The sequence below is a fragment of the Blautia sp. DFI.6.71 genome, assembly GCF_020593585.1.
GTDB lineage: Bacteria > Bacillota > Clostridia > Lachnospirales > Lachnospiraceae > Blautia_A > Blautia_A wexlerae.
The window spans coordinates 139,197-159,690 of sequence record NZ_JAJDMJ010000002.1; the positions used below are offsets into that span (position 1 = coordinate 139,197).

At 41.3% G+C, this 20,494-nt stretch carries 21 protein-coding genes; 3 read left to right on the top strand and 18 right to left on the bottom strand.

Annotated features, from left to right (window positions below; all coding sequences use genetic code 11):
* The first annotated feature begins 206 nt into the window (after positions 1–206).
* The gene (locus LJE12_RS02350; protein ID WP_008703072.1) at positions 207–689 is read left to right on the top strand and encodes a Gx transporter family protein; all 483 of its coding nucleotides are present in this window, start codon (positions 207–209) and stop codon (positions 687–689) included.
* Between the two features lie 55 nt (positions 690–744).
* Here LJE12_RS02350 and LJE12_RS02355 read toward each other — a convergent pair whose 3' ends face one another.
* The 3 genes from LJE12_RS02355 to LJE12_RS02365 form a co-directional block, all read right to left on the bottom strand.
* Positions 745–1,107 carry an ArsR/SmtB family transcription factor gene (locus LJE12_RS02355; RefSeq protein ID WP_008703071.1) on the bottom strand — a complete coding sequence of 121 codons (363 nt, stop codon included), beginning with the start codon at positions 1,105–1,107 and terminating at the stop codon, positions 745–747.
* 59 nt (positions 1,108–1,166) lie between these two features.
* On the bottom strand, positions 1,167–3,032 hold the full coding sequence (locus tag LJE12_RS02360; protein ID WP_227226447.1) for a heavy metal translocating P-type ATPase: 1,866 nt from the start codon (positions 3,030–3,032) through the stop codon (positions 1,167–1,169).
* Between the two features lie 113 nt (positions 3,033–3,145).
* Entirely contained in the window at positions 3,146–3,364 is a 219-nt protein-coding gene (locus tag LJE12_RS02365; RefSeq protein ID WP_055059772.1) for a cation transporter, read from the bottom strand.
* 325 nt (positions 3,365–3,689) lie between these two features.
* Here LJE12_RS02365 and LJE12_RS02370 point away from each other — a divergent pair, with 325 nt between their 5' ends.
* Positions 3,690–4,082 (top strand): metal-dependent transcriptional regulator, encoded by a 393-nt coding sequence (locus LJE12_RS02370; RefSeq protein ID WP_025577011.1) that lies wholly within the window; start codon positions 3,690–3,692, stop codon positions 4,080–4,082.
* A gap of 236 nt (positions 4,083–4,318) precedes the next feature.
* On the opposite strand, the gene LJE12_RS02375 is transcribed toward LJE12_RS02370, so the two are convergent.
* The 15 genes from LJE12_RS02375 to glpK form a co-directional block, all read right to left on the bottom strand.
* The gene (locus LJE12_RS02375; protein ID WP_055149618.1) at positions 4,319–6,415 is read right to left on the bottom strand and encodes a heavy metal translocating P-type ATPase; all 2,097 of its coding nucleotides are present in this window, start codon (positions 6,413–6,415) and stop codon (positions 4,319–4,321) included.
* A complete protein-coding gene (locus tag LJE12_RS02380) occupies positions 6,415–6,750 on the bottom strand; it encodes a DUF6110 family protein (RefSeq protein WP_008703066.1) in 336 nt (111 codons plus the stop codon). Before LJE12_RS02380 ends, LJE12_RS02375 begins: the two co-directional genes overlap by 1 nt.
* 346 nt (positions 6,751–7,096) lie before the next feature.
* Positions 7,097–7,507: a transcriptional repressor gene (locus LJE12_RS02385; RefSeq protein WP_008703065.1), complete on the bottom strand. Its 411-nt coding sequence runs from the start codon at positions 7,505–7,507 to the stop codon at positions 7,097–7,099.
* A 149-nt stretch (positions 7,508–7,656) separates the two neighbouring features.
* Positions 7,657–7,788 (bottom strand): FeoB-associated Cys-rich membrane protein, encoded by a 132-nt coding sequence (locus LJE12_RS02390; protein ID WP_025577009.1) that lies wholly within the window; start codon positions 7,786–7,788, stop codon positions 7,657–7,659.
* 213 nt (positions 7,789–8,001) lie between these two features.
* On the bottom strand, positions 8,002–10,161 hold the full coding sequence (feoB, locus tag LJE12_RS02395) for a ferrous iron transport protein B (protein WP_227226446.1): 2,160 nt from the start codon (positions 10,159–10,161) through the stop codon (positions 8,002–8,004).
* A 167-nt stretch (positions 10,162–10,328) separates the two neighbouring features.
* On the bottom strand, positions 10,329–10,550 hold the full coding sequence (locus LJE12_RS02400; protein ID WP_022380698.1) for a FeoA family protein: 222 nt from the start codon (positions 10,548–10,550) through the stop codon (positions 10,329–10,331).
* Positions 10,551–10,647: 97 nt separating this feature from the next.
* Positions 10,648–10,857 carry a FeoA family protein gene (locus LJE12_RS02405; protein WP_008703058.1) on the bottom strand — a complete coding sequence of 70 codons (210 nt, stop codon included), beginning with the start codon at positions 10,855–10,857 and terminating at the stop codon, positions 10,648–10,650.
* Between the two features lie 194 nt (positions 10,858–11,051).
* Entirely contained in the window at positions 11,052–11,327 is a 276-nt protein-coding gene (locus LJE12_RS02410; RefSeq protein ID WP_008703057.1) for a DUF2325 domain-containing protein, read from the bottom strand.
* 337 nt (positions 11,328–11,664) lie between these two features.
* Positions 11,665–12,873 carry a [FeFe] hydrogenase H-cluster maturation GTPase HydF gene (hydF, locus tag LJE12_RS02415; protein ID WP_055149620.1) on the bottom strand — a complete coding sequence of 403 codons (1,209 nt, stop codon included), beginning with the start codon at positions 12,871–12,873 and terminating at the stop codon, positions 11,665–11,667.
* 51 nt (positions 12,874–12,924) lie between these two features.
* On the bottom strand, positions 12,925–14,346 hold the full coding sequence (hydG, locus tag LJE12_RS02420; protein WP_055149622.1) for a [FeFe] hydrogenase H-cluster radical SAM maturase HydG: 1,422 nt from the start codon (positions 14,344–14,346) through the stop codon (positions 12,925–12,927).
* 126 nt (positions 14,347–14,472) lie between these two features.
* Complete coding sequence (gene hydE / locus LJE12_RS02425) at positions 14,473–15,522, bottom strand: [FeFe] hydrogenase H-cluster radical SAM maturase HydE (protein ID WP_227226445.1); 1,050 nt, start codon at positions 15,520–15,522, stop codon at positions 14,473–14,475.
* Positions 15,523–15,537: 15 nt separating this feature from the next.
* Entirely contained in the window at positions 15,538–15,783 is a 246-nt protein-coding gene (locus LJE12_RS02430) for a TM1266 family iron-only hydrogenase system putative regulator (RefSeq protein WP_020993889.1), read from the bottom strand.
* 39 nt (positions 15,784–15,822) lie between these two features.
* Positions 15,823–16,803 carry a transglutaminase domain-containing protein gene (locus LJE12_RS02435; RefSeq protein ID WP_025577003.1) on the bottom strand — a complete coding sequence of 327 codons (981 nt, stop codon included), beginning with the start codon at positions 16,801–16,803 and terminating at the stop codon, positions 15,823–15,825.
* Between the two features lie 216 nt (positions 16,804–17,019).
* Entirely contained in the window at positions 17,020–17,889 is an 870-nt protein-coding gene (locus tag LJE12_RS02440; protein ID WP_020993888.1) for a phosphoribosylaminoimidazolesuccinocarboxamide synthase, read from the bottom strand.
* 331 nt (positions 17,890–18,220) lie between these two features.
* The gene (gene glpK / locus LJE12_RS02445) at positions 18,221–19,717 is read right to left on the bottom strand and encodes a glycerol kinase GlpK (protein WP_025577002.1); all 1,497 of its coding nucleotides are present in this window, start codon (positions 19,715–19,717) and stop codon (positions 18,221–18,223) included.
* Between the two features lie 370 nt (positions 19,718–20,087).
* Here glpK and LJE12_RS02450 point away from each other — a divergent pair, with 370 nt between their 5' ends.
* Positions 20,088–20,459 (top strand): NusG domain II-containing protein, encoded by a 372-nt coding sequence (locus LJE12_RS02450; protein WP_008703043.1) that lies wholly within the window; start codon positions 20,088–20,090, stop codon positions 20,457–20,459.
* The last annotated feature ends 35 nt before the right edge of the window (positions 20,460–20,494 follow it).

A 20,494-nucleotide genomic window follows, 5' to 3' on the forward strand; every position in this document is an offset into this window, starting at 1 on the left:
ACTTATGAAATAGTAACATGTCTGTCTGAAAAAATCCACACTTTTTTACCGGGGATATTCGTCATTTTTTCTCAATAAATGCTTTCAGTAAAAATCAGTATTAGTTACATCTAACTTGTGGTTGCGGGAATATTTTTTCTATGTTAAAATGTCTGAAGAATTCTGATAATTCCATTTTGGATTTTTTGAGAGGAGAAAATAGATTTATGAAGCAAAAAACAGCCTGCCTTGGGCTTTTTTCAGCTGTGGCGATCATTCTGGGATATGTGGAATCACTGGTGCCGGTTTTTGCGGGGATTCCGGGGATTAAACTTGGACTTGCCAATCTGGGAGTACTTTTTATTTTGAAGAAATATTCATTTAGGGAGGCTGCCCTGGTTTCTGTTGTCCGCATTCTGGTGATCGGATTTATGTTCGGAAATCTGTTCAGTATCCTGTACAGCCTGGCAGGGGCCGCGCTTAGTATGACAGTTATGACACTTATGCTGAAAAAAACCTCCTTCAGTCTGATCGGTGTCAGCGTTGCAGGAGGTGTTTCCCATAATATCGGTCAGTTGATCATTGCCATGCTGATCGTACAAAATGCAAGTGTGTTTGTATACGCACCGGCACTTCTGGTGGCAGGTGTTGCTGCCGGGGTAGTAATCGGCGGACTTACTAACGAGATTTTGAAAAGAGTTCATCTATAACTTTAAAAGCATCAGTTATCTGAATTTATAATCTTTCAGATAACTGATGCTTTTTTCAATCTTCTTCTATATGTTCCCGTCCCTGGTTGATGATCGTGCGGACATGATCATCTGCCAGAGAATAGAAAATAGATTTTCCCTCTCTGCGGCTCTTTACCAGTTTATTCTGTTTCAGAATACGAAGCTGATGAGAAATCGCAGACTGAGTCATATTCAATGCTTTAGCGAGATCGCAGACACATACCTCTGCCTCAAACAAAACAAACAAAATGCGTATTCTGGTAGAGTCTCCGAAAACCTTGAATAATTCGGCCAAATCATAAAGCTCTGTTTCTTCCGGCAGGGTTTCATCTACAATTTTAAGCAGATCTTCATGTATTTCATTACTCTCACATAATTCTTCTTTGCATACTTCCATTTTCTTACCTGTTACCTTTCCGGCTTATCACAAAAGGTTTCTGCTGATTTGCCTGTTTCTTATAAATTCTTTACAAATAATGTACGGATCGCGTTTAATACTGCGATGATCATAACACCTACATCCGCAAAAATGGCCATCCACATGTTTGCAATACCTAAAGCTCCAAGGATCAGGCAGAGAACCTTGATACCGATAGCAAAGTAGATATTTTCATATACAATGCGGATACATTTACGTGCAATTTTAATCGCTTTGGAAATCTTCAGCGGATCATCATCCATCAGAACGATATCTGCTGCTTCGATAGCTGCATCTGAGCCAAGTGCTCCCATGGCAATACCAATATCAGCCCTGGATAATACAGGAGCATCATTGATACCGTCACCTACGAACGCAAGTTTATCCTTTTCAGACTTCTGATTAAGAAGTTCCTCTACCCTGGAAACTTTATCAGCAGGTAAAAGCTCGCTGTAAACTTCCTGGATTCCCAGTTCTTCGGCAACCTGATCCGCAACACGTTTTGAGTCGCCTGTCAGCATAACAGTCTTGCTGATTCCGGCTTTCTTCAGTTCAGCGATTGCCTCTTTTGCATGAGGTTTGATGATATCGGATATCAGGATATGTCCTGCATATTTGCCGTCAATGGCTATATGCACAACAGTTCCTACATGATGGCAATCCTGATAAGCAATGCCAAGTCTGTTCATTAATTTGGTATTACCGGCAGCTACAGATATGCCGTCAACTTTGGCAATCACACCATTACCACTGATTTCTTCAATATCAGTAACACGATTTCTGTCGATTGGTTTTCCGTATGCTTTTTGCAGGCTCTTGCTGATCGGATGGGAGGAAGAACACTCGGCAAGCGCTGCATATTCTAACAATTTCTCATTTGGCATTTCGTTGTGATGAATACCACTTACTTCGAAAACACCCTGAGTCATAGTACCTGTTTTGTCAAATACAACATATTTTGTCTGCGCCAGTGTTTCCAGATAGTTGGAACCTTTGACCAGAATGCCCTGATTGCTGGCTCCGCCGATTCCTGCGAAGAAACTTAACGGAATGCTGATGACCAACGCACATGGACAGCTGATTACAAGGAAGGTAAGGGCTCTGTAGATCCAGTCTCCCCACATGGCAGGTTTTCCCATAATAAGAAGTACGATTGGCGGGATAAGCGCAAGAGCAAGGGCTCCGTAACATACTGCAGGTGTATAGTATTTCGCAAATTTGGAAATAAAGTTTTCAGATTTTGACTTTCTGGAGCTGGAATTCTCTACCAGTTCAAGGATCTTGGATACTGTAGATTCACCGAATTCCTTAGTTGTACGGATCTTCAGCAGACCTGTCATATTGATACAGCCACTGATCACTTCATCGCCTGCTTTTGCATCACGCGGAAGACTCTCACCTGTCAGTGCACTTGTATTTAATGTAGAAGTTCCCTCGGTGATCACTCCATCAATCGGTACTTTTTCACCCGGCTGAACAACAATAATGGTTCCGATCTCAACTTCATCAGGATCAACCTGTTCCAGTGTTCCGTCTTTCTCTATGTTCGCATAATCAGGACGGATATCCATCAGTTCACTGATGTTTCGTCTGCTCTTTCCCACTGCATAGCTCTGGAAAAGTTCTCCAATCTGGTAGAAAAGCATAACTGCAACACCCTCGGAATAATCGCCAAGGAGAATTGCACCTACTGTGGCTACAGCCATCAGAAAGTTCTCGTCAAACACCTGTTTATTTAAAATACCCTTAAATGCTTTCTTCAAGATATCATAGCCGATGACCAGATATGGGATCATAAAAAGAACAAATCTCAGGTATCCCTCTGCCGGCAGTAAGGAAAAGACCACGATCAGCACTGCTGCTATGATAATTCTGATCAGCATTTTCTTCTGCTTCTTGTTCATATCAATACCTCTCTCTTCTTATAAAAGCAGGACTGCTGCAAAAAACTTTCCGGCGAAAAGCTCAGTGCCAGGATACGTTTTATGCAACAGTCCATTCTCCGGATAACTCAGAATTAAAGATAGATCTCACAGTCGTCTTCTACCTTCTTGCAGTTCTTTAATACGTCTTTCATAACTGCTTTTGGATCCTGTCCGTCTTCGAATTCAACGATCATCTTCAGCATCATGAAATTAACTGTTGCATCTTTAACGCCAGCTGTATTCTTGGCAGCTTCCTCCATTTTATTAGCACAGTTTGCACAGTCTACATCGATTTTATAAGTTTTCTTCATAATATTTTCCCTTTCCGCTCATCTCTTTTATATTAACATATGAGCACTTGTTCATTTGTTTGATTTTATTATAGCATTATTTTCTCTTCTGTCAATAGTTTTGAGGAGATTTCTTTACGGAAATAAAAAGTTATGTTATAATCCATGTTATTATAGTTTAACGTGTTGCTTTAATGTTTTAAAAAACAGGATATTATTATCCGGCAGGTATCAAAATCATAAAAAGAAATATGATACTCTTTGACAGAACATAACTGTCTGTACTGTTTGCGTACAGCAGTTCACAGCAGCAATATCGGAAAGAAAAAAAGGAGGGAGTATCAATATGGCGATACATGAATCAGGAGAAGATTATCTCGAAGCGATCCTTATGATCAAAAAAAGAAACGGTAATGTCCGCTCTATCGACATTGCGCATGAACTGTCTTTTTCAAAACCGAGTGTCAGTGTTGCAATGAAGAATTTGAAAGCCAGTAATTACATTACGATTGATGAAAATGGATTTATCAATCTGACGGAAACCGGGCAGGAAATTGCAGATAAGATTTATGAAAGACATACCTTTCTGACCGGATGGCTGACTTCTATCGGAGTTGACCCGAAGGTTGCAGCCGAGGATGCCTGTAAGATGGAGCATGCGATCAGCGCAGAGAGTTTTTCTGCCATTAAGAAGTCTATTGCAGGCACGCATGAAAATTATAGCAATCCTCGTAAATAATGCATTTAAGACAGTTCAGCAGCGTGCGAAAGACAAGGAAGATATCTGCAGGCGTGCTGACGCACGGCAAAGATATCTGACGCAGGATTTCACACTCTGATGGGCTGGATTAAGATGCATTATTTTAGAGGATTGCTATAAATAAAAACATAATAAAAACCATATCCCGGATTTTCAGAGACTAAGCATCTGTTGCTTTATCATGAAATCCCGGATATGGTTTTTTATGGTTATCTTTATGCTTCCTCTTCTTTTGGAAGAAGATTTCTCATACTTCTTAAACTGATAGTCAGTGTTGACATGTTATGAAGCAGTGCGGATGTTGTAGGCATAATGATACCTGTAACTCCAAGTGCGATCAGACCGCCGTTTATACCGATAATAGTTCTGTAATTATTATGGATACGCTTCATCAGCGCTGTGCTCAGTCTCTTTAACGTAACAATCTCATGGAGATTATCTGCAGAAATTGTAACATCTGCGATCTCACGTGCAATAGCTGCGCCATCACTGATAGCAATTCCCACACTTGCAGAAGAAAGTGCCAGTGAATCATTGATTCCATCACCGATCATAATAACTTTATGCCCCAGTTCTTTTTCTTTCTCTACAAAAGATGCCTTATCTTCGGGCAGGACTTCGGAGTAATATTCATCTACTCCTACACGTTTCGCAATAGCTGCTGCTGTACGTTCACTGTCACCGGTCATCATTACGACTTTTGTAATGCCGGCTTCTTTTAATTCACGTACTGCATCTGCAGCCTCTTCACGAAGCGGATCCTCTACACAGATAACTGCTGCAAGTTTTCCTTCGATTGCAAGATACAGGTGAGAACATTCTAATGGCAGGTGTTCAAATCTGTCTTCCATTCCTTCCGGAATTACACACTTTTCATCTTCCATTACGAAATGCCAGCTTCCGATCACTGCCTTTTTGCCTTCAATAGTTGTAGAAATACCATGAGCTACGATATATTCTACTTTTGAATGCATTTCCTCATGAACAAGACATTTCTCTTTGGCTGCATTGACAACTGCTCTTGCCATGGAATGAGGGAAATGTTCCTCCATACATGCTGCAATACGCAGAAGCTCATCTGAACTCAGCTCTTCACTGAAAGATACCACATCTGAAACTACAGGCTTTGCTTTTGTAAGTGTACCCGTCTTGTCAAATACAATAGTCGTGGCATCAGCCATTGCTTCCATATATTTACCGCCCTTTACAGTAATACTGTGAGTACTTGCCTCACGTATAGCGGATAATACGGAAACAGGCATGGCAAGCTTCAGTGCGCAGGAGAAATCTACCATAAGTACCGCAAGGGTTTTCGTCATGTTTCTGGTAAGCAGATAAGTTATCCCTGTACCTGCAAGAGTGTATGGCACAAGTCTGTCTGCAAGATGCTCTGCATTACTTTCCACAGAGGATTTCAGCTTCTCAGAATCCTCGATCATGTTGACGATCTTCTCATAGCGGCTGGAACCTGCTGCTTCTTTAACCTTAACAGTGAGTTCGCCCTCTTCCAGAACAGTTCCTGCATAGGCAAAGCTGCCTTCTGCTTTACGTACAGGCGCAGATTCACCTGTCAGAGAAGTCTGGTTGACCATTGCTTCTCCTGCTGCAACATCTCCGTCAAACGGAATCACATTACCCATATGTACGCGTATCAGATCACCTGCTTTAACAGAAGAAGCAGATATAAGAACCTCCTGTCCGTCTTCGTTTACAAACCATACTTTCTCTGCATTGATAGACATGCTTCTTGCAAGGTCATTGACGGATTTCTTATGTGTCCATTCCTCAAGGATCTCACCGATTCCAAGCAGGAACATGGTGGAACCTGCAGTATTGAAGTCACCGCGGAGCATAGATACACCGATTGCTGTTGCATCCAGAACAGGTACTTCCAGTTTGCCCTTCATCAGAGTACGTACACCATGATAAATGTATTTTACTGATTTCACTGTAGTGATCGCTACACGTACCGGGTATGGCAGAAACATTTTATTTAATGTACGCATTACTACAGAGTTGATCAGTTTTTCTTTATAGGTTTCGTTTAATTCACGTCCGGAATTCTCAAGTGCTGCTTCAGATACCTGAGCAGTTTCATAGGAAAATCTGCTCAGTAAACGAATCAGCCCATCTCTGCTGCCGGTATAGACAACAGCGACATCCTGAGTTCTTACATAAACCGATGCCTTGCTGATATTTGCCTCTTTCTCCAGATAACACTGCAGAATATCCGCCTGTCTGTAGGTCATGTGTTTCTGGGCAAGGTGAATACGGATTCGTCCTTTTATTTCATGCTTAATAGCAAATTTCATTATTCCTCGCTGCCTTCTTCTGTTTCTTCTGTCTCTTCTTTGAAATCTGTTGTCTCTTCTGTTTCTTCTGCTGCTTCGTCAGCTGTATCTTCTACCACTTCCTCAGCTGCTGCTCTGTCTTCGTTGATCTGCTGTGCTTCTGCATAAATATCCTCAGCATTCTCCTGAATTGCGGAAGCTGTTTTCATTACACATGCCTTTGCACGTAAAACGGCTGCTGTGCAGTTTGTGTATAATTTCTTTGCATCTTTACTTGTAAGAATCTTGATACCTGCTGTACCAAAAGCTACTCCTGCTGCAAAGATTCCTGTTTTTTTACCGTCAAATTTAATCATTGATGTATCCTCCTGTTGTGATTTTTAATTTATTGTAACCACTCAGCACCCTTTCGGTACTGAACAGTTATGAACTGTTTTCAGATAAATATGATGGGCAAACGCATTATTGCGACATCAGCTTATTTATATTTCATGTATTATACAACCAAAATTTCTGGATTTCTACTTTTTTCTTCTTGTTGAGAAATATTCTCATTTCAGACATGTTAAGAAGGTTACCGGAAACCGTATTGCCAAAAGAGAGTAAAAAACTGAAGAAATATAAGAAAACCACCGGAAATTATACTCTTCAGTATTTCCCGGCGGTCATCAGTTCGTTCTCTATTTAAATTTTTACTTGTTTTCAATGTTTAAAATCACAGGAATTTACGAACATCCGCTCGATTTCCTGTTTGTCAATGTATCCACAGGCCTTCAGTCCTGTCAGGACTACATTATTAAAACTGTCTTTTGATAATTTCTGGACTGTATTATCATCCAGCTCGATGGTGCATACACTTTCATCTTTACAATCCGGATTTCTCACGATTTTATACATATTTCTTCTGCTGATCGCACCAATTTCTTCCAAAAGGTTTACCATACGGTACACCGTAGCTGATCCGATGCCCGGATCCAGGCGGGATGCATTGTAATAGATTTCTTTACAGCAGGAACACTCATTTTCAAGAATGACTTCCAACAGCATTCTTCTCTGTTTGGTAATCCTGCATCCTCGCTTCTTTAATTCCTGGATTACAACATCTTTCTGCATTCGGGTTCTCTGGTAATTGGGCTCTTTACAATTTTCCTGTCTCTGTAATGCTGCTGCTCCCAAAATCACATCATCCTTCCGCTTGTTAATTTCTGTTTCCTGACATATGGCTGCTGTTTGGCATCAGGTTTCAGTAATATGCCTGATTCTCAATGGCACCCTTTGCAGTGGCTGCAGTCTCCGCCACATGATGACTTGCCGCTTTTTTTGTCTCTGACGATTCCTCTTATGATCAGTCCGACAATTAAAATCAAAATTGCTCCTACAATCAATGTTCCCATAAATGACACCTCCTGCTTTATATCATTATCATACACATATAATCACTATACTGCAATCTGATAATCAGCAGTCCACTAACTGTGAAGATACGTTACTGTTCACTTCGTTCTCAGTAACACGCTCCGCGATGAAAAAGGTATGAAACAGTTGCAATTCTGTTTATCAGAACCCGCACCACCAGATGGGACGCAGGCTCTGATCTTATTACTGTTTTATCTGGCTTTTGCCATACCCTTTACCTTTACATTAAGGCTGCCGCTTTCCTTATAAGGTCTGAACAGCAGATATAAAAATCCGATGATAATTGCGAATGCAACCACTGTCCAGATACCGAAACCGCCGCCTGTAACCAGTGTACCGATCTGATAGATACACAGAGACACAAGATATGCAAGTCCACACTGATATCCGATTGCAAATAAAAACCATTTTGTATTGTTCATCTCTCTCTTGATCGCACCCATAGCTGCGAAGCAAGGAGCACAAAGAAGGTTGAATACCAGGAAGCCGTAAGCTGCGATCGGTGTCATAGCTGCTGCCAGGTTACCCCAGATCTCAGCACCGTCTTCTGCAACTTCTGCGAATCCATAAAGCATACCAAATGTAGCTACTACATTCTCTTTTGCAATCAGACCTGTAACAGCTGCAACTGCCATCTTCCATCCTTCGCCGGCTTTTGTCCAACCGAGAGGTGCAAAGATCCATGCGATTGCTGTACCGATCTTAGAAAGGATACTCTCGTTAAGTTCTTCAACCATACCGAAGCTTCCGCCTTCCCATCCGAAGCTCATTAAGAACCACAGAATGATTGTTGAAAGAAGGATGATTGTTCCGGCTTTCTTAATGAAGGACCAGCCTCTTTCCCACATACTTCTTAAGATATTGCTGACTGTTGGCCAGTGGTATGCAGGAAGCTCCATAACGAACGGAGCCGGATCACCGGCAAACATTTTTGTTTTCTTTAAGATGATACCGGAGCAGATAATTGCTACGATACCGACAAAGTAACAACTTGTTGCAACCCATCCGCTGTTTCCGAAGAATGCACCTGCGATCATGGCAATGATCGGAAGTTTAGCTCCGCAGGGAACGAATGTAGTTGTCATGATTGTCATCTTTCTGTCACGGTCATTCTCGATCGTACGGGAAGCCATAACACCTGGAACACCGCATCCACTGCCGATAAGCATTGGAATGAAGGATTTACCTGAAAGACCGAATTTACGGAAAATTCTGTCCATGATGAATGCTACACGAGCCATGTAACCACAGGACTCAAGGAATGCAAGGAATGCAAACAGTACAAGCATCTGAGGTACGAAACCGAGAACAGCTCCCACACCGGCTACGATACCGTCAAGGATCAGTCCCTGTAACCATGCTGCACAGCCAATCGCATTCAGTCCGGATTCAATTGCCGGAGGAATGATCTCACCAAACAGAACATCGTTTGTCCAGTCAGTTACGAAAGCACCAACAGTAGTTACAGATACATAATATACGATAAACATTACAACTGCAAAGATTGGCAGTGCCAACCATCTGTTGGTAACAATACGGTCGATCTTATCAGATGTGGAAAGCTTATCTTTTCTTGCCTTAGTCACACACTGACCAATGATAGAAGAAATATAAACATATCTCTCGTTTGTGATAATACTTTCGGTATCGTCGTCAAACTCATCTTCCATTTCTTTGATCTCGGCAGATACATTTACGGATGTATTCATCTGCTCAATGATCTTGTCATCTCTTTCAAGAAGCTTGATCGCGAAGAATCTCTTCTGTTCTTCCGGTACCGCACCGGTCAGTTTATTCTCAACTGCTCCGATGATTTCTTCTGCTTTATCGCAGAATTCATGAACAGGTGTTACTTTCTTATGGCTCTGAGCAATGGAAACTGCCTTGTTTGCAGCTTCTGTGATTCCAGTTCCTTTCAGCGCGGAAATAGTAACAACTTCACAGCCAAGTTTCTTTTTCAGTTTATCAATATGTATTGTATCGCCGTTTTTCTCAACGATATCCATCATGTTGACTGCCATGATGACCGGAATCCCAAGTTCCAGAATCTGTGTTGTAAGATACAGGTTACGTTCAATATTGGTACCATCAACGATATTGATGATCGCATCCGGTTTTTCCTGAAGAATGTAATTTCTTGCAACTACCTCTTCAAGTGTATATGGTGATAAAGAATAAATACCAGGTAAGTCAGTGAGAATAACATCTTTGTGTCCTTTCAGCTTACCCTCTTTTTTCTCGACAGTTACACCTGGCCAGTTACCTACAAACTGATTTGATCCGGTCAGTGCATTGAACAATGTCGTTTTACCGCAGTTCGGATTACCTGCGAGTGCAATTTTTACTGACATAATCTCTCTCCTCTGATTTCTTGATCTCTTTTATTTTGATCGCTTTATCCAGTCTTTCTGCTGTTGATATCACACTCAACAGTTATTAGTCATCACTAATACTTAGTTTTTATTAACTATTAGATGGCACTAATTGTTAGAAAGACCTAACATGATGTCAAAAAAAATTATTCCACGACAATCATTTCGGCATCTGCTTTACGTAAGGATAATTCATATCCTCTTACAGTTACTTCTACAGGATCTCCCAGAGGTGCAACTTTTCTTACATAAATTTCCACGCCTTTAGTGATTCCCATATCCATGATTCTTCTCTTGACCGGACCTTCACCGGTAAGCTTCTGGACTTTAACGGTCTCTCCAACATGAACTTCTTTTAATGTCTTCAAGTTTCTTTCCCTTCTTTCCCCGGAGCGTGTCTGAAAAATCATTTCCACAATCTATACGCTCTGGAATTTTATTTTTCTTTCAGGAAGAAATTATGGTTCAGACCATAATTTTGCTTGCCATATCTTTTCCAATGGCAACCCTGGATTCTTTAACATTTACGATCAGGCTTCCGTTAATCTCAGAAACAACTGTGACAACTCCTCCTACTACGAAGCCGAGCTCCTCAAGATGTCTCTTCACTTCTTCTTTGCCTCCGATCCTTTTGATTGTAAAAGGTTCACCTGCATTTACCATTGATAACGGCATTTCTTCATCCCTTCCTTTGCATTTAATTAATGATAAACATTATCTTTATCATGTGGTTAGTGTATTCTAATTTTGGTTAGATGTCAATAACTTTATTGAAATTTTTAATGATAAAGTTTTTCAGTTTAAAACATTAATATTTTTTTTCATTAATTTATCACTATATTATGCAATATATACAAGAAAAGTATTTATCAGCAACGTGCTTCGAGAATACCGTTGAGTGCATTTCCACTGCTGGTATGGCAGCGCACAATATCTGTAGAAGCGCCAACCTCGTCCAGTGCGCATTTTACCATCTTGTGGGATACGGTATTTGTAAAAAGTACCAGAAGATCCGGACATCCTATCTTTTTTCCGAAGTCGGCTTCCATCTGTGTGAAGACTTTGCATTTACATTTATAAGATTTACAGATTTTTTTGTACTGCCCTACCATTCTGTCATGTCCGCCTACGATTACAATACTCATGTATTATCCTCCTTTTGTTCTTTTAGATATATTAATGTGGGGATTGGAAAGTATTTATCCCTTGCCTGATAATCGGGCATTGATAATACTTTGGGTATGGTTAACTTTCTCTAACTGTAAGTTAGTATAAACTAACATAGGCTGCTTGTCAATATCTTCATGAAAATTTTGCGAAATTCATCCAAATTGTGAAGCAATTATTTATAAAAAAGAATCCTGCTTGCAGGATTAGCAGGATTAATTTCCTGTAATATAATAAAACTGCCATACGGTAATCTAACTGTACAGCAGTCTTTATGTATTTGTTAATATCTGTTATTTTTCGGGATTGGAATCATCATTCCGGCAATGCCACATGATCCAGTATTCCGGTAAGATGTGCAATGGTTATCCCATAATTGGTCACAGGTACCTGTTGCTTCTTTGCCCTGTCGATGCGGTACATCACATATTTCCGGTTAAACATACATGCTCCGCACTGGATGATCAGATCATATCCGGTAAGGTCATCCGGAAAATCGGTTCCGCTTACCAGCTCTACCTGCAGGTTTTCTCCAAATCGTTTTTTCAGCATCCGGGGAATTTTCACTCTGCCAATATCTTCTTTCAGAGGTGCATGTGTGCAGCATTCGGCAATCAGTACATGAGAAGTTTCTTTCAGACTGTCAATTGCTTTTGCTCCCTCTATGTAGTAAGAAAGATCTCCCTTGTATGCCGCAAACAGTACAGAAAAGGAAGTAAGCATGCTCTCTTTTGGTTTGTTCTCATAGATGTATGGGAACACCTGAGAATCTGTGATGATCAGCTTCGGTGGTCTGGAAAGAGTCTGCAATGCAGCCGGATACCGGTCAGTAGTTACACTCATTATGAGACATCTTTTATCCAGCAGTTCTCGTAGAGTCTGTACCTGGGGCAGGATCAGCCGTCCCTTTGGTGACTGGATATCCTGTGGCATTACAAGGAGTACCAGATCATCTTTGGAAACCAGATTCCCGGTGATCATTCTGTTACCGTAGCCTTCCGGGATTTTTTCTGCCAGAAGCTCTTTTAATTTCCGGATTCCCTCTCCCGTTTCAGAACTGACAGGACAGACCGTTTCTCCTGTATTTTTCTGAATCATCTGAATCAGATATTCTTTTTGTTCCTGTGTATATAGATCAGCTTTACCAAGCACCGGAATTACCGGTGTCTGCCGTTTCTTAAAATAGTTATACCATTTTAATTCCTGTACCATTTCATCCTCGCAGAAAAGGATGATCGCCAGTTCAGTTTTCTGTGCAGCCAGACTGGTTTTTTCTATTCGTAATGCACCCAGTTCTCCTTCATCATCAAATCCTGCCGTATCGATGAGGATACAGGGACCAAGAGGATAGATTTCCATTGGTTTATATACAGGATCTGTGGTAGTTCCGGCAACATCCGCAACAATCGATACTTTCTGTCCGGAAAAAGTATTGATAAATGAGGATTTTCCACTGTTGGTTTTGCCAAAGATTCCTATATGCAGACGGTTTCCGGAAGGTGTTTCGTTCAATGTCACTGCCATATTAATCCCTTCTTTCAGGTGTTGTATTGATCGTTAAAAGTGCAGAGAATGTCAGAATCGGAAATCTCTCTGTCCGTTTACAATATCTGCAAGATGTTCCTCTGTGAGTTTCCTTATCTTTTCGCCCGGGATATTTTCCAGTTCTTTTTGAATCAGCTCCAGTCCGACTTTTTTCGTCTCAGGGCTTGCATAATCCTGGAGATATTCCATCAATGTCATCAGCGCATTGGGATGGCAGCAGTTGGAAATCTGTTTACTTTTGCACAAAGACATAAAACGGTCACCTGTTCTCCCTGCTCTGTAACAGGCAGTACAGAAGCTCGGGATATCTCCCATACCCATCAGCCAGTTTACGATTTCATCCAGAGATCTCTGGTCACTGACGTCAAATTGTGCAGATGTCACTTCATCTTCTGTTTCAGGAACGTCATACCCGCCAACACTTGTTCTGGAGGCACCGCTGATCTGAGAAACTCCCAGAGGAAGTACTTTTTCACGAACTGCTTTACTTTCTCTTGTGGAAATGATCATTCCCGTATATGGCACAGAAATCCGGATCAGTGCACAGATTTTGGCAAAAATTTCATCACTGATACTGTTATCAAAAGCAGAAGGATCAATATCATCCGCATGTTTGATACGAGGCACACTGATAGTATGAGGACCTACTCCATGAACTGCCTCAAGATGTTCCGCATGCATCAGAAGCCCGGCAAACTCATACCTGTAAAGTTCAAGACCAAATAATACACCCAGTCCTACATCATCAATGCCGCCTTCCATTGCGCGGTCCATTGCTTCTGTATGATAGGCATAATTATGTTTCGGACCTGTTGGATGAAGTGTTTCGTAACTTTCTTTATGATAAGTCTCCTGAAAAAGAATGTAGGTACCGATTCCTGCATCTTTTAATTTCCTGTAATTTTCCACAGTTGTGGCCGCAATATTTACATTGACACGTCGGATGGCACCGTTCTTATGTTTAATGCTGTAGATTGTCTGGATGCATTCCAGAATGTACTCAATGGGATTATTAATCGGATCCTCTCCGGCTTCAATAGCAAGACGTTTATGTCCCATATCCTGAAGAGCAGTTACTTCTTTTACAATTTCTTCCTGAGTAAGTTTTTTGCGGGCAATATGCTGATTTTTCTTATGATACGGACAGTACACACAGCCGTTTACGCAATAGTTGGAAAGATACAGAGGGGCAAACAGAACGATTCTGTTTCCGTAAAATTCTTTCTTGATCTCCGCTGCCAGATCATACATCTCCTGAAGCTTCTCAGGAATGGGACAGGCAAGAAGGACAGAAGCTTCTCTGTGGGTAAGTCCTTTACATTCTTTTGCCTTCGCAAGGATCTGGTCGATCAGCTCCATATTTTCTTTGTTTGCATCTGCATATGCAAGGGTTTCTCTGATCTCTTCGTCGGAAATAAATTCCTCTGCTTTTAATGATTTTGGATTATACATAGATTTGTTTCCTTTCTTTTCGGTCAGGGGCTTCCTTATCTGCCGCTTTCCGATTAGTTTTTTTCTATATTCAGTTTTATGTTCCGCTTATCGCGGGTGCTTAAGTTATTCAGGAGTGAACTGCAGTCATGCTTTATAATCGCCTCTGTCTGTCACTACTTCATAACCAATGCTCTTCATACGTGCTGCCATACAGGCTTTGCATTCAGCAGCTTCATCACCTGTACAGATCTTATTATCATAAAGGGTATACTTATCCCGGACATTGACCGGTGATAAGTTGGGCATTACTACATTGGCCCCTGCCAAAATTCCCTTCTCTCTGCCCTTGGGATCTATGGTTCCAAGGGCTGTTGTTGCCGGAAGAAGCGCATGTGGGTGGATCAGGCGGATAATTGACAATAATCGCAGAGTCTGCTCCAGCGTTCCGGGTGATTCTTTAGCAAACGGGGTGTCTTTGTGAGGAATAAACGGTCCGATTCCTATCATTTCAGGCTTTAATTCCTTAATAAATAAAAGATCGCTGTAAAGTGTATCTGCAGTTTGTCCCGGAGATCCTACCATGAATCCACATCCGGTTTGATATCCTATTTTCTTCAGGGTTTTCAGACAGTTTTTTCTGAAAACCAGGGACATCTGTTCCGGGTGAAGTTTTCTGTAATGATCTTCATCTGCTGTCTCATGACGCAAGAGATATCTGTCAGCACCTGCATCAAAATACGCCTGATAGCTTTCTTCACTCTTTTCTCCGATAGAAAGAGTCACTGCACAGTCAGGGTATATTTCTTTAATCGTGCGGACAATCTGACAAATATGTTCATCTGTGAAATGCGGATCTTCTCCGCCCTGCAGAACAAAAGTCCGAAAACCAAGATTCCATCCTGTTTCACAGCAGGACAGAATCTGTTCCAAAGAAAGCCGGTATCTGTCTGCATCCGTATTTGAACAGCGTATACCACAATAATAACAATTGTTCTTGCAGTAATTTGTAAATTCGATCAGACCGCGGACATAAATTTTATTTTCATAAATTGCTTTTGCGGTCTGTTGTGCTCTTCTTCGTAGTTCTTCCGTTACCGGTGGATTCTGTGTATGTAAAATCATTTCCAGTTCTTCTCTGGTAATATTCTGTGTCTCCTGAATGTGTTCAGGTATCTGCAACTCTGCTGATGCCATATATTTTCATTTCCTCTAAGCTTTCGAATAGACTGTTTTTGCTGAAACCCCTGCCAGCCGGCCAATTTTTCCAGTCAGTGCATTGATTATATCCAGAGGTGCATCTATTGCCACACTGATAATGCTTATCCCTCTCTGCCTGTAAGGAATCCCCATTCTGCCGATGATATAAATGCCATATTCATGAAGAATCCTGTTCAGACATTCTACAGAATCTGAATTCTCTACTATAATACTGATCACTGCAATTCTGCTTTCCATAGAAACACCTCTCATATAATTAATCAACTTATCTGCACATCAGAATTTACAAAAGTTAACAACTCTCTGAATCTGGTGACTGATCGGATAGGAATCATAACCATAAACCCCTTTCATCCAGCCGGCATACTGTGCTTCCGGATCATAATAAAGACCATTGATCTTTACCCAGCAATGACGGGTAAATCCATCTGCCGCTCCATCTCTGCTTCCCGGTACCCGGCCACAGATCATATACGGTGTATATCCTATTTCTCTTGCAAGAGCAGCAAAAATACAGGAAAATCCATAACAGTTGCCATATCCTGTACGAAACATCCTCAATGCCTCACTGCGCGCCCAGCCACTCTGGTAAATGTTAGGATCCGGACCACCATAGTAAAATCCTCCGTAAACAACATATTTCCAACATGCATAAAGCTTCTGGCTCTGACTCATACCTGAATTTGTGATTGACGATACAATCTGCATCACACGCATTTTCAGCAGAGCATTATAATCTTTTCTTGCAGCACCGGAATTGGTAAAATAAAGCTGGCCGTTCTGTCTGGATTTCTTCTGATACAGCCTTCCTTTTGGATCCGCATAATACAGATTATTCTTATAGATAAAATATCCAATGCTGGCACGGCCGTGTTCTGTCCTTATATGATAAATATTGGATCCGGATTTTACAATTTTATTCTGTTTATTCTCAAATAAACGTCCTTTCTCATCAAAAACATAAACTACATTGTTGATACGCTGTCCTCCTCGCACAGCATTTCCATTTGCGCCAAAATAATACTTATAGCCATTATATCTCTTCCATTTGTTCTTAACCATTTTTCCCTTATAATAATAGTAAATCTTGTTTCCCTTTGTAACCAGTTCTCTTATGGGAACCGGAGATGACGTCGGGGATACCCCGGACTGCTCTGTAACAGGAATATCATTTTCCGCAGCCTGTACACCAAATACCGGCACTGCCAAAACAGCAACTGCCATTATGATATAAAGTAATTTTTTCAGTGTTTTCATAACCCTTTTTCTCCTTACATATTCTCGTGAATCCAGAAACAAAAAATATAACCATATACCATGATTACGATCCTGTCTCTTCCATTCCCTTCTTCACTTTAGTGTAACAAAAAATTTATCTGATTTCCACACTTTTGTGGCATTTTAGCAAAAAATACTGCTGTCCGAACTTTTATCAATGTTTCGAACAGCAGTATCTGCTATATCTCTGAATTATTATAATTTCTTACCTGTAAGCATTTCATAACCCTGAAGATATTTTCCGATTGTCTTATCTACAATATCCTGCGGAAGTGTCCAGTCATTGTCCGGATTTGCTTTCAGCCAGTCACGTGCAAACTGTTTGTCAAAGGATGGCTGACCATGTCCCGGTTCATATCCTTCAGCAGGCCAGAAACGGGAGCTGTCCGGTGTGAGCATCTCATCACCGATCACCATGTTTCCGTCTTTATCCAGGCCAAATTCAAATTTGGTATCTGCGATAATGATTCCCTTGCTTAATGCGTATTCTGCACATTTCTTATAAAGTGCAATTGTATTATCACGAAGTTTTGCAGCTAATTCCTCTCCTCTTCCCGGGAAATATTTCTCAAGGTGAGCGATACTCTGCTCATAGGAGATATTTTCGTCATGATCGCCAATCTCAGCCTTTGTGGACGGAGTATAGATCGGCTCAGGAAGCTTGTCAGATTCCTTCAGTCCTTCCGGTAATTCAATGCCGCAGACTTTACCTGTCTTCTTGTAGCTTTCCCAGCCGCTTCCTGTAATATATCCACGCACAATACACTCGATAGGCAGCATTTCAAGCTTACGGCACATCATGCTGTTTCCATCAAATTTCTCCTGCTGGAAAAATTCAGGCATATCTTTTACATCTACAGAAATCATGTGGTTCGGCAGAATGTCTTCTGTCATGTCAAACCAGAACTTGGACATCTGAGTCAGTACAGTTCCCTTCTTGGTTACCTGATTGTTCAGGATAACATCAAAGCAGCTGATGCGGTCTGTCGCAACCATGATCAGGCTGTCACCGTTGTCATAAATCTCACGTACTTTACCTTCTTTGATTGGTTTCATTTCCTGCATTTTTTCGCACCTCAATATTCGTTATGTAATTTGTAAAACTCCAAAATCATCGGCCTTTGCCGAAATTACTGTATTACCGTACCACTATCTCTGTAAGATTGTCAATACACTGAATTTTATTTAGCTTTGCTGATAAAATGTAAGCGTTACTGTTCACTCCGTTCACAGTAACGTAGCCAAAATTCATTCCAGATTGCCTGCGGCAATGGAATTTTGGCTTGTATGTCTCGGGATTTTGGCATATTCATGCCAAAACACCTCGCGGGATAATGGTGTGTGAACAGTAACATGTAAGCAACTGTTAATTCTCACTTCATATCCCGAAACGGCTTTATTCGTCCTTCGCCCATCCGTAAGAATATTTCACAGCCTTATTCCATCCTTTGATCTTTTGCTCTCTTGTTTCTTCAGTGATAGACGGGTAGAATTTCTGGTCAATGGACCAATTGTGGCGTACTTCTTCTTTACTGCTCCAGTAGCCTACTGCCAGACCTGCCAGATAAGCAGCCCCCATTGCAGTTGTCTCAACACAGCATGGACGGTTGACCGGTGCATTGATAATATCTGCCTGTGTCTGCATCAGGAAATTGTTGGCACTGGCTCCGCCATCAACTTTTAATGCCGCCAGATTAATGCCTGAATCTGCTTTCATGGCATTTAGTACGTCATTTACCTGATAGGCAATAGATTCCAGCGTTGCGCGGATAATATGATATTTGTTCACACCGCGGGTAATTCCTACAATCGTACCTCTCGCATACTGATCCCAGTGGGGAGCTCCCAGTCCTGTAAAGGCCGGCACAACATAACATCCATGTGTATCTGATACTTTATTTGCCATATACTCGGAATCTTCAGAGGAATCAATTACCTTTAATTCATCTCGCAGCCACTGGATAGCTGCACCTGCAACAAAAATTGATCCTTCCAGTGCATAGGTTACCTTTCCGTCCAATCCCCACGCAATCGTAGTAACCAGTCCGTTCTTTGAAAAGACAGGTTTCTCTCCTGTATTCATCAGAAGAAAACATCCCGTGCCATAAGTATTTTTTGCTTCTCCGGCATTAAAGCAGGTCTGGCCAAACAAAGCAGCCTGCTGATCACCTGCTGCACCTGCAATAGGGATAGCACCGCCAAGGACTGCCGGATCTGCTTTTCCATAAATACAGCTGGATGGCATTGGTTTGGGAAGCATGGACTTTGGAATGTCAAGTTCATTCAGGATTTCCTGATCCCACTGTAAAGTATTGATATTAAAAAGCATGGTTCTGGATGCATTGGAATAATCTGTAACATGGACTCTGCCCTTTGTCAGTTTCCAGATCAGCCAGGTTTCCACAGTTCCAAACAAAAGCTGCCCTTTCTGCGCTTTCTCTCTGGCTCCTTCTACATTGTCCAGAATCCACTTTATTTTTGTTGCAGAGAAATAAGCATCGATCACAAGCCCTGTTTTCTCCCTGAATTTCTCAGTCAGTCCTCTGGCTTTCAGCGAGTCGCAGTATTCCGATGTTCTGCGACACTGCCATACGATCGCATGATAGACAGGTACGCCGGTATTTTTATCCCATACGATTGCAGTTTCTCTCTGGTTTGTGATTCCGATCGCAGCGATCTTTGAAGCATCTGCTCCGATCTTGGTCATTGCCTCTACTGCCACACCCAGCATACTGGCCCATATCTCATCTGCATCATGTTCTACCCAGCCCGGTTTCGGGAAATACTGGGTAAATTCTCTCTGTGCAACACTTAAACGTTCTCCCTTTTCATTAAACAGGATACAGCGGTTGCTGGTCGTCCCGGCATCCAGTGCCATAATATATTTTCCCATAAAAGATTTCCTCCGTTCTCTTTCAATGTACTCTCGGAATCTTTTTGTACTTGATTTTGTGAGAAGATTTTTTGTTAGATGTGCCCAAATTTTTGAGGCGTACGCGGTGCGTACGTTGATAAAATTCGGGTGCAGCTAACAAAAAATCAGCCGCAAAAGCAAGTGCAATAAAGACTCCGAGAGTACATTTTATTATTATAACCATACCACAAACATCTGAAGGTTGCTATTCTTTTTTATTCATGTTATGATGCAGACAAAACAAACCTGTTATTGTTCACTCCGTTCTCAGTAATACGCTTTGCAGGATATTATCAGTGAACAGTAACACAAACCTTACTGCTATTATAGAAAGATGGAGTACAATATTTTGAAGAAAAAAGAATTTATTTTTATAGGTGGTATCCTTATTCTTGCACTTGCGATGTGGGGAGGAATGTCTCTTATAAATAAGGGCAGTCATGGTTCCATCCGTATTACTGTAGACGGAAAAGAATATGGAACTTATTCTCTGGAAAAGGATCAGACGATTAAAATCAACGATACAAATGTCTGTGAGATCAAAGACGGTCAGGCACGTATGATCTCTGCACAATGCCCCGATCATCTGTGTATGAAACAGAAGGCAATCGACGAAAAAGGAGGCACCATCGTATGCCTCCCTAATAAAGTCGTTATTGAAGGGGAAAAAAGTACTGACAGTAAAAAAACTGACGAACCGGTAATTGATGCAGTAACCTGAACTCTCCGTTGCGTGTAACTGAATAACTGTTTCAC